This window comes from Pseudoalteromonas luteoviolacea NCIMB 1944, assembly GCF_001625565.1.
Lineage (GTDB): Bacteria > Pseudomonadota > Gammaproteobacteria > Enterobacterales > Alteromonadaceae > Pseudoalteromonas > Pseudoalteromonas luteoviolacea_F.
The window spans coordinates 105508-120122 of the sequence record NZ_AUXS01000036.1; the positions used below are offsets into that span (position 1 = coordinate 105508).

General features: G+C 42.3%; 13 protein-coding genes. 3 read left to right on the top strand and 10 right to left on the bottom strand.

Annotated elements, in window-relative coordinates:
- Window positions 1-113: 113 nt before the first annotated feature.
- Complete coding sequence (locus N483_RS13515) at window positions 114-2579, top strand: putative bifunctional diguanylate cyclase/phosphodiesterase (protein WP_023399300.1); 2466 nt, start codon at window positions 114-116, stop codon at window positions 2577-2579.
- A 12-nt stretch (window positions 2580-2591) separates the two neighbouring features.
- Here the strand turns inward: N483_RS13515 and N483_RS13520 are convergent, their stop codons facing one another.
- The 3 genes from N483_RS13520 to N483_RS13530 form a co-directional block, all read right to left on the bottom strand.
- Complete coding sequence (locus N483_RS13520; RefSeq protein ID WP_023399301.1) at window positions 2592-4631, bottom strand: hybrid sensor histidine kinase/response regulator; 2040 nt, start codon at window positions 4629-4631, stop codon at window positions 2592-2594.
- A gap of 152 nt (window positions 4632-4783) precedes the next feature.
- Entirely contained in the window at window positions 4784-5575 is a 792-nt protein-coding gene (locus tag N483_RS13525; protein ID WP_023399302.1) for a CLCA_X family protein, read from the bottom strand.
- Window positions 5568-6167, bottom strand: coding sequence for a tRNA-uridine aminocarboxypropyltransferase (locus tag N483_RS13530; RefSeq protein WP_023399303.1), 600 nt, complete (start codon window positions 6165-6167; stop codon window positions 5568-5570). Before N483_RS13530 ends, N483_RS13525 begins: the two co-directional genes overlap by 8 nt.
- A gap of 128 nt (window positions 6168-6295) precedes the next feature.
- Between N483_RS13530 and N483_RS13535 the strand changes: the two genes are divergently transcribed.
- Together N483_RS13535 and N483_RS13540 are read left to right on the top strand one after the other, a co-directional pair.
- Complete coding sequence (locus N483_RS13535) at window positions 6296-6640, top strand: Hpt domain-containing protein (protein WP_023399304.1); 345 nt, start codon at window positions 6296-6298, stop codon at window positions 6638-6640.
- A gap of 164 nt (window positions 6641-6804) precedes the next feature.
- Entirely contained in the window at window positions 6805-8019 is a 1215-nt protein-coding gene (locus tag N483_RS13540) for a pyridoxal phosphate-dependent aminotransferase (protein WP_023399305.1), read from the top strand.
- A gap of 31 nt (window positions 8020-8050) precedes the next feature.
- Here the strand turns inward: N483_RS13540 and N483_RS13545 are convergent, their stop codons facing one another.
- The 7 genes from N483_RS13545 to N483_RS13575 form a co-directional block, all read right to left on the bottom strand.
- Entirely contained in the window at window positions 8051-8725 is a 675-nt protein-coding gene (locus N483_RS13545) for a M15 family metallopeptidase (RefSeq protein ID WP_023399306.1), read from the bottom strand.
- Window positions 8722-9873 (bottom strand): succinyl-diaminopimelate desuccinylase, encoded by a 1152-nt coding sequence (dapE, locus tag N483_RS13550; protein ID WP_023399307.1) that lies wholly within the window; start codon window positions 9871-9873, stop codon window positions 8722-8724. Before dapE ends, N483_RS13545 begins: the two co-directional genes overlap by 4 nt.
- Window positions 9870-10217 carry an ArsC family reductase gene (locus N483_RS13555; protein ID WP_023399308.1) on the bottom strand — a complete coding sequence of 116 codons (348 nt, stop codon included), beginning with the start codon at window positions 10215-10217 and terminating at the stop codon, window positions 9870-9872. Before N483_RS13555 ends, dapE begins: the two co-directional genes overlap by 4 nt.
- Window positions 10214-10720 carry a PTS glucose transporter subunit IIA gene (locus N483_RS13560; RefSeq protein ID WP_023399309.1) on the bottom strand — a complete coding sequence of 169 codons (507 nt, stop codon included), beginning with the start codon at window positions 10718-10720 and terminating at the stop codon, window positions 10214-10216. Before N483_RS13560 ends, N483_RS13555 begins: the two co-directional genes overlap by 4 nt.
- Window positions 10720-11100 (bottom strand): ACT domain-containing protein, encoded by a 381-nt coding sequence (locus tag N483_RS13565; protein ID WP_023399310.1) that lies wholly within the window; start codon window positions 11098-11100, stop codon window positions 10720-10722. Before N483_RS13565 ends, N483_RS13560 begins: the two co-directional genes overlap by 1 nt.
- A gap of 116 nt (window positions 11101-11216) precedes the next feature.
- A complete protein-coding gene (pta, locus tag N483_RS13570) occupies window positions 11217-13361 on the bottom strand; it encodes a phosphate acetyltransferase (RefSeq protein WP_023399311.1) in 2145 nt (714 codons plus the stop codon).
- 2 nt (window positions 13362-13363) lie between these two features.
- Complete coding sequence (locus tag N483_RS13575; protein ID WP_023399312.1) at window positions 13364-14563, bottom strand: acetate kinase; 1200 nt, start codon at window positions 14561-14563, stop codon at window positions 13364-13366.
- Window positions 14564-14615: the final 52 nt, after the last annotated feature.

The window sequence follows — 14615 nt, forward strand, 5'->3', positions numbered from 1 at the left end:
ATCATACTTACCTATGTGGTTTTGGGGCGGCTTATTTTTTCATAGTTTGATGGGCATAATTGTAATAATCCAATTAAGCCGAAAGTCTAAATCACTTACTCAAGGAGGTGGGTATGTGGTTGTATATGAAACACATCGTGTTCTTTTTGTTTCTGCTCGTGAGTGGACAGAGTGCCTTTGCATCTCAAGAATATGTCATTGCGCAGTTTACCGATACGTCAAATGAACTGTCGGTTGATACTGTCATAGATCGCAGCGCTAGCTTCATACCTATAGGTGGTGAAGCTAAATTCGTCAAAGGAGAAACTCTTTGGGTCAAAGTTAGCGGCAAGCGTTATTCAAAAGATCTAGTTGCGATTATGAGCACAATTGAGGGTACTGTGAAGCTGTATCAGGTTTCAAGTGGTAAAATTGTTGCGTATAAATTGGTTTCCCCTGAAGTTGCTCACCTTGCTCCCAATCTACATATTTTACCTTCTATGGCGCTGTCAGATGGTCAGGCGCAATATGACGTTTATATAAAGGTTAAAGCCAAATATGGTGGCCTGCTTTCACTAGATGTGTTGTCTGAGAGTGAATATAGAAAAGCGTTGAATTCGCGATTATTTATCATAGGTGTCAGCAGCGGTATTCACTATTTTCTCGCTTTTTTCGTAGCTTTAATGGCGCTGTTTCAGTTGAGAAAAGGGTTGGCGGTATTAACCGCCTATTTTGTCTGCATCAGCGTTCATACTGGTGTTTATAGTGGTGCCAATAACTTAGTTTTCCCCAGTGAGGTTGCCAGCTATTTTGCAATTTACCAAAGCCAAATATACTTGCTGTCTTTAATTTTTGCAGTGTTATTTTTACATTACTTTATGGTATTGAAACGGGCCGAACCCAGATATATTCGCTTGGTGAATATTTCGGTTTGGCTTATTGCTGCATTGGCTGTGCTAGTGGCGCCACTTAATGCGCAGCACTCTTTAGTGTTTCATCTGCTCGGTAGCCTAATTTGCTGCTTGTTATATTTTGTCGTACTGAAAAGTCAATTGGTAGAGCACAGAGATGAGGTTATGGCGCTGGTTCTGACTTGGCTACCGATTTTTGCATTAAAAGCGTATATATTTGTTAATCAGTTTGGGATCTACTTACCGATAGATGACCCGATCGTAAACCACTTTCTTATTACCTCACATATTGTATTGCTGGCTTTTTATTTATATTGGCATGACAAAAACAAAAAAAAGCAGCTTTTGTTTTATGCGACGCATGATAAAGATACAGGAGCACCTAACCGCTATATGTTGCAGCAAAGTTTGGACTCACTCGAAAAAAAAGGAAAAGAGCATACTTTGCTGTTATTTAGGCCACTGGTTTTGCAGACTATTCGATTGAACATGGGGTGGAGCTTTGCTAATACACATCTTAAAAAGCTATTAAGTAAAGTAAGCGAGCAATTAAACACCTATGGCAATGCTGTTACTGCTGAGCAAACAAACTCGCACACAGCCATATATCGATTGGATGATTCTCTTTTTGCGATTGTTTTACTTGGTAAATTTGAGCTGAGTCAAGTGGAGCAATTTGTTTGTATTTTATCAGCCAGCTTCGAAGACGGAATTGATTTTTGTGGAGACTTACTGGTCGACCAACTGGAAATAGGGGTGGCAAGTAATCCGATTCACGCTGCCAGTGCAGATTCATTGATCCAATGTGCGATGCAAGCTCTTGCCGCCAAACCAGCTGGGACGAATAAATGGCAGCTTTTCGATTTTGGTAACTCGATTGTATCTCAACGTCGCATTAAAATCGCATCGGCGTTAAAAGTTGCTATCGAACGTGAGCAGCTAAGTTTGTACCTTCAACCTCAATTGCATTTAGATTCTGGCAAAGTCTACGGTGCGGAGGCATTGCTTAGGTGGCACCACCCAGAACTAGGAGTTGTGCCTCCGAGTGAATTTATTCCGATTGCGGAGTCTTCAGGGATTGTGTTTGAATTAACAGAGTGGGTTGTCGAAACGGGGCTCAAGCAACAGGCCGAACTTGTTAAGCTGCTTGCATCACACACTCTTTCACTGAATATTTCTGGCAAAGATGTTGGCCGAAAAGAGCTTGCTGTTCAATTGATTGAACTGATTAATCAATATGCTCTGTCTCCCATTCAAATTGTGTTAGAAGTTACTGAGTCAGCGACAGTAGACAATGAGAGAACGCTGTATGACACCTTAGCTGATTATCGAAAAATTGGACTGAGAGTGGCTATTGACGACTTTGGAACAGGGTACTCATCTTTGGCTTATCTCAGCCAACTGGGGTTTGATAAACTAAAAATAGATAAACGTTTTGTCCTAGACCTTGAGAGTTCAAAGACCAATCAAACTATCTGTAAGGCTACCTGTGATATGGCACATAGTTTGGGCTCTGTGGTTGTTGCTGAGGGAATAGAAAGCGAGGGAAGCTACAGGCAGCTTCAATCATACCAATGTGAAATAGGCCAAGGTTATTTTATTTCAAGGCCGCTGCCGTTTGAAGAGTACAAAGCTTGGTTGCAAAGAATGATCGATGTTGAAGATGTTATACATTATCTAACATCTTAATCACTTTGTAACTTATAGCTTTGTATATTCATTGTGACTCAAAGAAAGTTGCTCTAAACAGTTAGACAGAATGCGTGCCAAGGCCATAAAATCGATCGGTTTGGGCAGCATATCTACCATACCAACTTCTACTAGGTGCTGTTTACTTAGCTCGTCAATATTAGCCGTCATCGCGATAATATGCGTGTGTTCGGCTTTAAGGTTTCTCTTGGCGATGGTTTTTGCTGCAGTAAGTCCATCCATGACAGGCATGATACTATCCATAAATATGATGTCGTAACATACTTGTTCACAATTATGAATTGCTATTTGGCCATTGCTAGCAATGTCAGGCTCTATATTGAATTTCTTTAAAAATGACGTCATCACTTTTTGATTGATGAGGTTGTCTTCTACCAAGAGTACACGTAGCTTGGATGCATCGAATTGGGCATGGGTGAGTGTTTTTTTGGGCGGTGGCATTTTTGCTTTTTGAAGAGGTAAATTTACAAAGAAGTGACTCCCTTCACCTAAGCTACTGGTAACTTTGATCTCGCCCTGCATTAACTCAATTAATTCTTTTACAATCGACATCCCAAGACCAGTGCCTCCAAAGTGGCTGCCGACTTCATTCTCTCCCTGTTTAAAAGGTTCAAATAAGTTACTGATACTTGTAGAAGACATCCCTATGCCTGTATCACGGACTTCAATGGTTAAATACAGACAAGAAGTAGACTCTTCACTGTGTACGTTTAGTTCTACAGCTCCGCTGTCGGTGAATTTTACGGCGTTGCTGATCAAATTCGTGATTATTTGGTTTAATCGGGTCGAATCACAATTTACCCAACAAGATTGAGAAAGGCTTATCTCATGCACAAATTGAACGTCTTTTTTACTGACTAGTTGTTTAGATAATTCGACTTGGTCATCTATGAGTGGCACGATATCGCAAGGCTGGCAAACGAGGGATAGCCCTTCTTGAGATATCTTTGAAAAGTCTAAAATCTCATTGACTAAGCCGGTCAAAATCGCGGTGCTACGAAGCGCTAGCTGAATGTCCTCGGTTTTTTTTGTGTAATTGTTTTCGTCCATGGCATTTAACAGTAGTCCATTAATGCCGTTCAGTGGGGTTCTCATTTCGTGGCTAATTTTGGCTAATAATAAACTGCGTTCACTCAATAGGCGCTCAGCTTCAAGTTTTTGCAGTTTTAGCTTCTCTCTTAGTTCCACGTCTGAGGTGATATCCTGTAAAGAGCCAATTAAGCTAGTGCATTCACCATGATGGAATTCAGCCTCACCGTGGCAAGAAACCCAAATAGTCCTATTTTGCTTTGTAGTTGCTCTTAATTCGAGGACCCAAGATTGGCCATAGTTGATTGCATCAGATATTGCCTTCGAAAATGTATCTCTGTGTGTGCCTTCACTGAAAAAACGCATCCATTGGGACAGTGTAGGGTTGTCGTCTAGGTTTAAATTATGGATCCGTTTAGTTTCGTTGCTCCAAAATACTTGCTGTGAAGGGAGGTCTATTCGCCAACTACCAATTGAAGCGACTTGCTCCATTTTTTCTAACGTTTTGTAATTACTTCTTAGCTTGCTTTCTGACTCTCTTCGCGCCAGTTCAAATCCCAACCATTGAGCAAATAGCTCCACATAATCAATATGCTCTGTTGTGAAAGGTGGGCTGATTTTAGCCGCGGAAAAATTAATCGTGCCAAATATACGATTGGCAACTCGAATCGGTGCGCCAATATAGGATTCTAGTTGGAAGTCTTGATAGCAAGGGTGTGTAGAGATTTCACTGCTTCCAGCGTGGTGAAAAGACAGTGCTTTGTCTGCATTGAGTGTATGTACACAATAGGTTCCGGTAAGGTCAAATTGGCAGTGAGGGGTGAGTTCCGGGTTCTCTGATTCAACATATAAAATGGTATATTGTGAATCTAGTACCTCGCTTACGATTGCGATTTCAAGGTCGAAAACCTCTAAGCCAAATTTTAGAAGGGCCTGTATTTTCTCATCGGTGCTTAAATTTTGTTTTGATACGATGTCATGGAATTGCCTTAAAAAACTCACTGTTTAAATCCTTCTTTTTACTAATAAATCACAAAGTATCGATGGGATAAGCTAGCCCATAGATTGGGGGTGACATAATATATTAAAAGAAGTTTAGCGCAATGTGGTATTTTATTAACACTAAAAGACACGAAATAGGCAAGGCCAAAAATCTAAGGCGCGGCGCTGTGAAGGGCGTGGCCTAGTGCGCTAAAGTAATCTTTTATTGCCGCAGAGATTAAGTTAATTTCGTCACCAATAAGAAAGCCGCCAGCTACTTCTAATTTTGAATTAATCACATCTGAAACGAGAAACTCGTTTTGAAATTCGAAATGCTGAGCAATAACACACTCAAAGGCACGTGCAGTTAGCTCCTGAGGCAGGCTGTAATACAGCTGCTGTGCTTGTTGATCTAAAGCTATACCGCGAGTGAAAAATGCACTGGGCTTGTTACCCTCACTGTTAAGCAGAACACGCTTGTATATATCATTGAGTAACTGATTGAGCGGGTGAGAAGTATTTGGGGTGGATGTTAGCCACTTTGCCGACGCAAAATCACTAGCTGTGCAATGCTCAAAAAAATGTTTACAGATGTAGTGATCAAAGGCATGCCACCACTCGTGAGCAAGTGCTCCGCCACCAGCATTTTTGGCCAGTGCCAAAGTTCGTTTGGATGGAGCGTAATGAGCTTGTACACCCTTTTGTCCGCCGCTGCCAAAAGCCAAGTTAAGTGTTCCACGAAGGCCAATAGCTTTTGGCGGCAACGATAATATTTGAGCCAGATCAGCAAGCGAATCATAAAGTAGGTTTGCGGCAATATGCTGTTCTTCTTTACTGACCCAATTGCCAAGCACGATGGTTTTAAATCCAAAGGTTGATTTTAATTCATCAAAACAGACTTGATCTCCGTAGCGATAATCTGGACCGTTTCGTTTATAGCGTCTATGAAGTCTGCTGTTATTCATTCAGATATCGCTGTTTTACGTCGTCAGGCATAAACTTTGTCTGCTCATGGATCATGCCTGCAAGCAGATCATATAAGGAACCAACAGGCAATGATTCATAGTGACTTAAAAAATAAGCGCACGCTTCCAAAGTCGATAGGCTATGTAATTGTTCTGCTTTTCTAATGGTGTATTTGTTCTCAGGGATTGATGAAAAAGAAATCTTTTTTAAACGCGTTAACCAAGGGTTGAGCATGGCGATTTTATGTGTTTTTTTCCAAGTGCCATCTAATACAAAAAGATACTCAATCGTCTTTTGATGCCTGTTAATTGTTTCTACGGTTTCTGCATTTTGGTCTGGGTATAAAAGTGCACAGTTGCTGGTACGGGCAATCTGTTGTGCCGTAATAAAGTCCTCAGGAGACTCTCCTTGAAAAACCTCAATATTTGCGAGTTGTAATTTGAGTAATCGAACTGTATTTTTCGCCACGGATACTTCGCTTGGGTGCTGTAAAACGATAATTTTGGTTCTATTTTGCAGTTTTGGACAAACATAGTTGCAAACACATGTTTTTATAGAAAAGTGGCAAATATTACAGGTACTTCTTTTCATAAAGGCTTTTAACAGGTTACAGTGTGCTATATCTTAACATAATTTATAGTTGGCTTTGCTCTTGTTGCGACTCTTAACTAGCATATAGTTATGGCAAAGTGGCGGGTAATAGACAATAAAGGACTTTTATGGACACTAGAATTGATGAAACTTGCTTGGAAAACATGCAGTCTTTGTTGGGGGAGCAGTTCAACGATACTTTGGAGTTTTGTCTAAGTGAATTTGATAGATTGGCTAACGATGTAAAAGCCACTATTGATAATGACTTGGAAGCAGCGACCAGAAATGCTCACAGTTTAAAATCAAATGCAGCGCAATTTGGGGCGATGAGTTTAGCGGATGTTGCCCGTAGTATAGAAATGGCGCTGATAGAAAATAATACTGAACATGCAAAGTCACAGGTAAGTGTGTTGTGTGATGAAGTGGTGTCATCAAAAGCGCTACTGCAACACTGGTTAACTTCAAGTGTATAAAAATTTGGGTAGATAACGCCTTTTTTCCCCTTGCAAGAGGCTGTATTGTAACTCAATACAGCCGAGTTTTCGTAGCCGTCTGTTTGTCAGTAAATTATACAACATTTGACCCTTTCCAATTGTCCAATCTCTGGTTATGCTACTCCTGAAATGAGGGAGAAATTATGCATAAAATAAGTAAAAGCAATAAATTAAATGGGGTGTGTTACGACATTCGAGGGCCTGTATTGTCTCAAGCTCAAAAAATGGAAGATGAAGGTGTCAAAGTACTCAAATTAAATGTTGGGAATCCCGCCGCATTTGGTTTTGATATGCCTGAAGATATGCATAGAGACATCATTCGAAATTTACGTCAAGGGCAGGGCTATTGTGATTCAAAGGGCCTGTATTCAGCCAGAGTTGCAGTTTACCAGTATTATCAGCAAAAAGGTTTCCCAAATATCAGTGTCGACAATACGTTTATCGGCAATGGCGTCAGTGAGCTTATCCAAATGGTCACGCAGGCATTGCTTAATGATGGCGATGAAGTATTGATCCCCGCTCCAGATTATCCACTTTGGACGGCATCAGTAAAACTATCCGGTGGCGTACCTGTGCATTATATGTGTGATGAATGTGCTGATTGGTTCCCAGATATCGCTGATATTCGAGAAAAAATCACAAGTAAAACAAAAGCATTGGTTTTAATAAATCCAAATAACCCAACTGGAGCGGTTTATAGTAAAGCCCTTTTGGAACAATTATTGGATGTTGCCAGAGAGCATAAGTTACTTGTGTTAAGTGATGAGATTTACGAAAAAATTCTATTTGATGGTGTCGAGCATTTCTCAGTGGGGTCGCTATGCGACGATCTGCCAATTATAACTTTTAATGGCTTAGCCAAAACATATCGTGCGGCTGGGTTAAGAATGGGGTGGATGGTTGCGAGCGGGAAAATCTCGGCCATGACAGATTTGCTTGAAGGTTTAAATATGCTCGCCTCAATGCGGCTCTGTGCCAATGTCCCTGCTCAGTTTGCCATTCAGCAGGCGCTTGGTGGTGTACAGTCTATCGATGATCTATTGTTGCCGGGTGGAAGATTGTACGAACAACGTAATATCGCATGGCAAGGTTTGAATGATATTCAGGGAATATCCTGTGTAAAGCCAAAAGGGGCCTTGTATGCGTTTGCCAAATTCGACACTAAGCATTTTAACGTTAAAAATGATGAACTCATGGTGTTAGATTTATTGCGAGAAGAAAAAATATTGTTAGTTCATGGCCGTGCATTTAACTGGCCATCGCCAGATCATTTCAGGTTAGTTTTTTTACCGCATAAAGATGAATTAGAACCCGCCTTGCAATCTATGCAACGCTTTTTCGATCATTATCGTCAGTAGACTTAAAACAGGCCCTTAAAAAGGGCCTTGCTTAATGCTCAGCAATGTTAGTTACAAACCGACTATACAGTGTTGGCAAGTTTTCTAGTATTGCTGCTTTCCCTAACACATCGTGTGTTTCTAGAGCTTCATAAATTGTGCTCAGTGAGACGTGATCCATCATGGCTTTAGATGTCTCAATGTGACTGATATGCCAAGGCTCCTCAGCGACACCACCTCTAAATTTGTCATAAGGTCTGAAAAACCCAAATTGCTGTAGAGAGCTGTCAAGCCAACACGCAAAGTCATAAAACGGGCCGTCAATTTGATATTCCCACGGTTCCAGCTGCAGAGACTGCCCCGGCTGCAGGTAGTTGCTAGCGTAAACATCTAAATCACTGCCAAAGTGATGACGACTGGTTCCTGGAAGTGCAGAAAAGAGCATAATCGCTTCGACAATTTTTGCATCGCTTAAGGCTGAAATGTCGACGGTGTCGCTATTTCGGTCAAGGACTGGACGTTTCCCACTAAATTTAGCGTTCCAAATCATGCTTTGGCGATGAAAGTCTCGATAAGACGAAGCAATGGTAAAATCAAAACCAGCTGATTTGGCTGCGTTGTTTAGAGCGTTTAAGCTCTCAACTACTTGCGCATGTACAAGTCGCCCTTGATAATCTACTAGGTGTGTTTGATCTAGCCCGAGTGCTTGTCTCTGCGCAATGTTCATTTGGGGTTTGCCAATAACTTTTCCAGTATGGACTCATAAATGAGTGCTAAGTCATCGAGTGACTTGGTACACACGTGTTCATCTACTTGATGGATAGTTTTATTAATTGGGCCAAGTTCAATTACTTTGCAGCCTGTTTGTGCAATAAATCGTCCATCAGAGGTTCCGCCAGTTGTTTCGGCATTGGCGGTGATGCCTGTGACTTCTTTAATTGCATCGAGCGTGACATTGAGTAATTCTCCTGGCTCAGTTAAAAACGGCAGGCCATTAACTGTCCAGTTGAGTTCGTAGTCTAGCTGGTGTGCTTTGAGTATATCATTGACGCCTTTTTGTAGGTCCTCGACGCTCAACTCTGTGCTAAATCTAAAGTTAAATTGAACCTCGACTGTGCCTGGAATCACATTGCCTGCGCCAGTTCCACCGTGAATATTAGAAATCTGAAAGCTGGTTGCAGGGAAGTATGCGTTGCCAGTATCCCATACTTTGCCGCTTAGTTCGGCCAAAGCAGGTGCAACATCATGAATTGGGTTCTTTGCTAAGTGGGGGTAGGCAACATGACCTTGAATGCCTTTCACTGTTAAGTGACCGGTTAACGAACCACGCCTACCATTCTTTACAACGTCACCAAGCGTATCTCTTGAAGATGGCTCGCCAACTAAACACATATCTATTTTTTCATTACGTGCTTCAAGCAGATCCACCACTTTTGTTGTGCCATTGATAAAGGGGCCTTCTTCATCAGAGGTAATTAAGAAACTAATTGACCCTTTGTGGTTAGGGTGTTTTGCCACAAAACGCTCGGTTGCTACTACCATGGCGGCAAGTGAGCCTTTCATATCGGCCGCTCCTCGACCATGCAAAATCCCATTCTCGACCAGCCCAGCAAAAGGAGGGTGTCGCCAATCTTTTTCGTTACCTACCGGTACAACATCAGTGTGACCAGCAAAACAAAAGTGTGGACCTTCCGTTCCCTTTCGCGCCCAAGTGTTGAGCGTATCAATGAAAAAGTGCTCTTCAATGTTGAAACCTAGTTTTTCAAGGCGGCTGTTGATCAGGTTTTGGCAACCTGCATCTTCAGGGGTGACGGAAGGACGCTGGATCAGCGCTGAAGCGAGTTCTATAACATCACTTAGAGGTTGTTGGCTCATTTAAATATCTCTTGATACTGTGCTGCTTTAAAGCCAACATGTAGTTCAGTATTACGCTGTAAAATAGGGCGCTTAATCATCGCTGGAGATTCTAGCATATACTGTTTCGCCGATGTTTCATTTAAATTCTGTTTTTGTTCGTCACTCAGCGCGCGATATGTAGTACCACGTTTGTTTAACACTGCTTCCCAACCCAGTTGCTCAACAAAGCTGTCTAATAACTCGGGGGTCAAGCCATCTTTTCGGTAGTCGTGAAAAGTGAATTCAACGTTGTTGTCTTGGAGAAACTTTTTGGCTTTTTTGATGGTGTCACAATTTGGAATGCCGTATAAAACTATACTCATAATTTACTAGCTCTTGATAATGTTATGAGCGGGTCTTTGCCCGCATTGACCTGATTCAAAGGATAATAACATGGCCCCAACTTATCTGCATTTAGAATTACTAAGGTACCGGTAATAAACAAGTCTTGGGGTATATCGTAATAACAGAGAATGTCCCCAGACTTAATGTGCTTTTTACCAATACTGTGTTTTAGTAAGTTTTCCATCTTCTGATATTCGCTTGGAATATTTAAATGCAGAAGCAAATGTAATCCAGAGTCTGCGCGGATCACAAATTCACATCCTTGCTGGCTGACTTTTACAATGTTTCCATTGCAAGGGGATATCATAAGTGCTTGATTCATTTTAACGCACACGCCGCTGCCAACCATTCCTGATGAAAATAGTGAGAGTGGATGCTGTGTTAATGGAAATACTTTGCCAGTAAAAGGGCTTGCAATGTGTAGCAGTGGGTTTGCTATTTGCGTAATTGGTGCATAGTTAATTGGTTTAGAAAAAATCATTAAACAAAAAGGTAACCGTCTTTTCTGAGGGCTTGAATTGCGTTATTGAGCTGTTGTTCTTTAACCAGAATATAGTCCGTATCGTAAGTTGATATGGAAAAAATAGAAACATTTGCACTGGCCAATACACCGGATATGTTTGACATAATGCCAGTAAGAGAAAAGCCCAAAGGGCCAATAATTTCAATCGCGCGCCAATAAGGCTCAGCTGCAAAACTTTCGATATCGATGTCGGATGGGCACACAATTGAAAGCTCTTCACTTGTTTTGGCAATGAAGAATATGTCTGATTTAAGCACATTAGTAGGGATGCCTGCATCACTATCTAGGCTGTGAATCGTAAAGTCTTGTTGTAGTACTTGTAGCGTTTGTTTTGACATACTTGCGCTCTAACTGCATCGACTCATTCATAGTATAGGCAAGTAAAGTGAAAAGAAACCCTTTTTATTTAGGGAGTAGAAGTTTCTACTCCCTTGATACCCTTAAGAAAGGCCTATTACGGGCGCTGGGCTGCTTGGATAGCTGTTAATGCAATTGTGTATACGATGTCATCAACGAGAGCTCCTCGGCTCAAGTCGTTGACAGGCTTTCGCATACCTTGAAGCATTGGGCCTATACTGATCAAGTCAGCACTTCGCTGCACAGCTTTATAGGTGGTATTACCAGTGTTCAAATCAGGGAACACGAATACAGTTGCCTTGCCCGCAACTTTGCTGTTTGGCGCTTTCTTGCGAGCAACATTTTCCATAATGGCGGCATCGTATTGAAGAGGTCCGTCAATATCAAGATCTGGACGTTTTTGTTGAGCCAATTTGGTCGCTTCACGCACTTTGTCAACATCGGCACCTTGGCCAGAAGTACCAGTACTATAGCTAATCATTGCCACTTTTGGTTCGATGCCAAATGCCGCCGCAGAATCTGCCGACTGAATTGCAATATCAGCAAGTTGCTCTGCCGTGGGATCTGGGTTAATGGCGCAGTCACCATAAACTAGCACTTGATCCGGTAATAGCATGAAGAACACTGAGCTCACTAACGATGAGTCAGGTGCAGTTTTGATAAGCTGCAACGGAGGACGTATGGTGTTTGCAGTTGTATTGACTGCACCGGATACTAGGCCGTCAACCTCATCTTCAGCTAACATCATGGTGCCTAAAACCACGTTGTCTTGCAGTTGCTCAGCAGCGACTACTTCGGTAAGCCCTTTATTCTTACGAAGTTCAACCATTGGCGCAATATAGTTGTCAATCGCTTTCTGTGGGTCGAGTATCGTGACGTTTTCATTCAAAATCACACCTTGCTGCGCAGCAATACGTTGAATTTCGTCATGATCACCAAGTAAGACTGTTTTGGCGATTCCTCGCTCTCCACAAATTGCAGCCGCTTTGATGGTGCGAGGTTCATTGCCTTCAGGTAACACAATTGTTTTGTTGGCTTGGCGAGCTTGATCGGTCAACATAAACCTGAATGCTGGTGGAGATAGTTTGCGAGTACGAGCGATCCCCTGTGAAAGGCTATCAAGCCAGTCTGGATCAATATGATCGGCATTGTGCTGTTTTACTTTATCGATACGTTGCTCGTCATCTGCAGGCACTTCCATATTGAAATTATGTAAAAGTAATGACGTGCGCCATGTATCCGCTTCGGTCGCAAGGATCGGTAATCCCGTGTTCATAGCTTGCTCACAAAGCTCCATTATACGAGGCTCAGGTTTAAAGCCACCAGTTAACAGTATGGCGCCAAGCTTTGTGCCGTTCATTGCTGATAAACAGGCTGCAACCAATATATCTGAACGGTCGCCAGGTGTAACGAGCAACGCGCCTGGTGTGAAGTGATTCAGAATATTTGATACGGTTCGCGCACAGAATGTCACTCGGCGCAGTCGTCTATGTGCCATATCACCTGAGTTTATCACTTCTGCCTGTAGATATTCGCTTAAATCTCTCACTCGAGGCGCTACTAAATCAAAATCCCAGGGAATAGCGCCTAGTAACATAAACGGGTGCTTGCGGAAGATTGGCAGTGAGGCTAAACGATTCATCTCGTTTTCGAGTTGATCAGGCTCGTGCTGATCGACCAAATCTGCTCTCGCCCGGCCATCTTCATCAAGAGGAGCATTAACTTTGTTAAAAATACATCCTAAAACACGTGCATGGTCAATTCCGCCATAGTTGCCTGAGGCAATTTCTAGGCGATCTTCAAGCTGATCATTTGTGTCATTTCCCGGCGTTAATACAAATACGATATCTGCGCCCAATGTTTGTGCTATCTCACGGTTTACTCGGCCCGCGTAGGGTTGTTTCCGTGTAGGTACCATACCTTCTATGATGGCTACTTCGTCGTCTTGTACACTGCTTTCAAAGCGCTCAACAATTTCTTCCAATAAGTCATCGCCTTTACCGTCACCGATCATTTGCTCTGCATAGTGCAACTCAAATGGAGTGGGGGGGGCAATTGATGATCCTTGTTTGATAATTAACGTCGACTTTTCAGGGCCTACATCGGCATTACGAGGTTGAGCAATTGGTTTGAAAAAATTAACTTTAACCGCCTTTTGCTCTAGTGCGCGGACTAACCCGACAGAAACAGATGTTAAACCAACCCCAGTTGAGATTGGGATAAGCATGATCCTACGACCCATAGTTATTGCTCCCCAGCAAGCATGGCTGCATCTTGCGCGATAACAAGCTCTTCATTGGTTGGAATTACAAGGGCGGTTGGTGCTGACACACCATCAGTGATTACCCCTTCATTACCGAAGCGAGCAGCTAAGTTTTGCTCGTTATTTAGTTTAAAGCCGAGGAAGCTAAGCTGTTTTAAAACACTTGCACGAATTACGTCTGAGTTTTCGCCTATCCCACCAGTAAACACAAGTGCATCAATGCCACCTAATGGTACCGCAAAACTCGCGATTTGCTTTGCTAGTCTGAAACAGAATATATCTAGCGCTAGTTGAGCTTTTTCGTGGCCTTGTGCTGCACTTTCTTCAATTGTACGGCAGTCGTTAGATAACTCACTGAGACCGAGTAAGCCGCTTTCTTTATTTAATAAAGTGTCTATTTGCTTTGCTGTATAGTTTAGTTGATTGACCAAGTACGCGAATAAACCAGGGTCAATATCACCACTTCGAGTGCCCATTACAAGCCCTTCAAGAGGCGTTAAGCCCATACTGGTGTCTACTGATTTACCATCCTTAACAGCACAGACTGAGCAGCCATTGCCAAGGTGTGCAGTAACAATTCTAGATGGTTTCTCATTTAAGCCTAATTGTTTGATAGCTTGTGCCGATACGAAATAGTGGCTGGTGCCATGAAAGCCGTAGCGTCTGATGCCGTGTTTTTCATACAATGCATAAGGTAGCGCATACAGGAACGCTGTTGGTTCCATAGTTTGGTGAAAAGCGGTGTCAAATACTGCTATCTGGGGTAGTTTGGAAAACGCTGCGCTTGCAGCTTCTATACCCAGTAAGTTGGCTGGGTTGTGTAATGGTGCAAGGTTTGCAGTTTGTTTGATAGCTTCAAGGACTGTGTCGGTGATTAAAGCCGATTTGGTAAAGTGCTCACCGCCGTGAACGACGCGGTGTCCTACAGCGACAAGTTGCTGGTCAAGTCTGAGTGATTTAACTAAGTCGACCAGCTTATTAATGGCGACTTCATGTGCGTCTCCATTAGACAAAGAGATAATGTGCTTTTCGCCATTAACTTTGTATTTGATTTGAGGTGAGGCTTCACCTAAACGTTCCGCTAACCCGGATAAATGCTCTTTTGCAGAGCTTGAGTCTATGATTGCAAATTTGAGGCTAGAACTGCCACAATTGAGGACCAAAACATGCGACGATGACATAATGACTTTCCGTTTTGACAATAAGAGTAGTTGCGTATTAAGCTAAATGGTG

Bases quoted from the DNA above. Each gene is read 5' to 3' on its own strand.
- N483_RS13515 (WP_023399300.1), top strand. From the start codon at position 114: ATGTGGTTGTATATGAAACACATCGTGTTCTTTTTGTTTCTGCTCGTG.
- N483_RS13525 (WP_023399302.1), bottom strand. From the start codon at position 5,575: ATGAATAACAGCAGACTTCATAGACGCTATAAACGAAACGGTCCAGAT.
- N483_RS13530 (WP_023399303.1), bottom strand. From the start codon at position 6,167: ATGAAAAGAAGTACCTGTAATATTTGCCACTTTTCTATAAAAACATGT.
- N483_RS13535 (WP_023399304.1), top strand. From the start codon at position 6,296: ATGGACACTAGAATTGATGAAACTTGCTTGGAAAACATGCAGTCTTTG.
- N483_RS13540 (WP_023399305.1), top strand. From the start codon at position 6,805: ATGCATAAAATAAGTAAAAGCAATAAATTAAATGGGGTGTGTTACGAC.
- N483_RS13545 (WP_023399306.1), bottom strand. From the start codon at position 8,725: ATGAACATTGCGCAGAGACAAGCACTCGGGCTAGATCAAACACACCTA.
- dapE (WP_023399307.1), bottom strand. From the start codon at position 9,873: ATGAGCCAACAACCTCTAAGTGATGTTATAGAACTCGCTTCAGCGCTG.
- N483_RS13555 (WP_023399308.1), bottom strand. From the start codon at position 10,217: ATGAGTATAGTTTTATACGGCATTCCAAATTGTGACACCATCAAAAAA.
- N483_RS13560 (WP_023399309.1), bottom strand. From the start codon at position 10,720: ATGATTTTTTCTAAACCAATTAACTATGCACCAATTACGCAAATAGCA.
- N483_RS13565 (WP_023399310.1), bottom strand. From the start codon at position 11,100: ATGTCAAAACAAACGCTACAAGTACTACAACAAGACTTTACGATTCAC.
- pta (WP_023399311.1), bottom strand. From the start codon at position 13,361: ATGGGTCGTAGGATCATGCTTATCCCAATCTCAACTGGGGTTGGTTTA.
- N483_RS13575 (WP_023399312.1), bottom strand. From the start codon at position 14,563: ATGTCATCGTCGCATGTTTTGGTCCTCAATTGTGGCAGTTCTAGCCTC.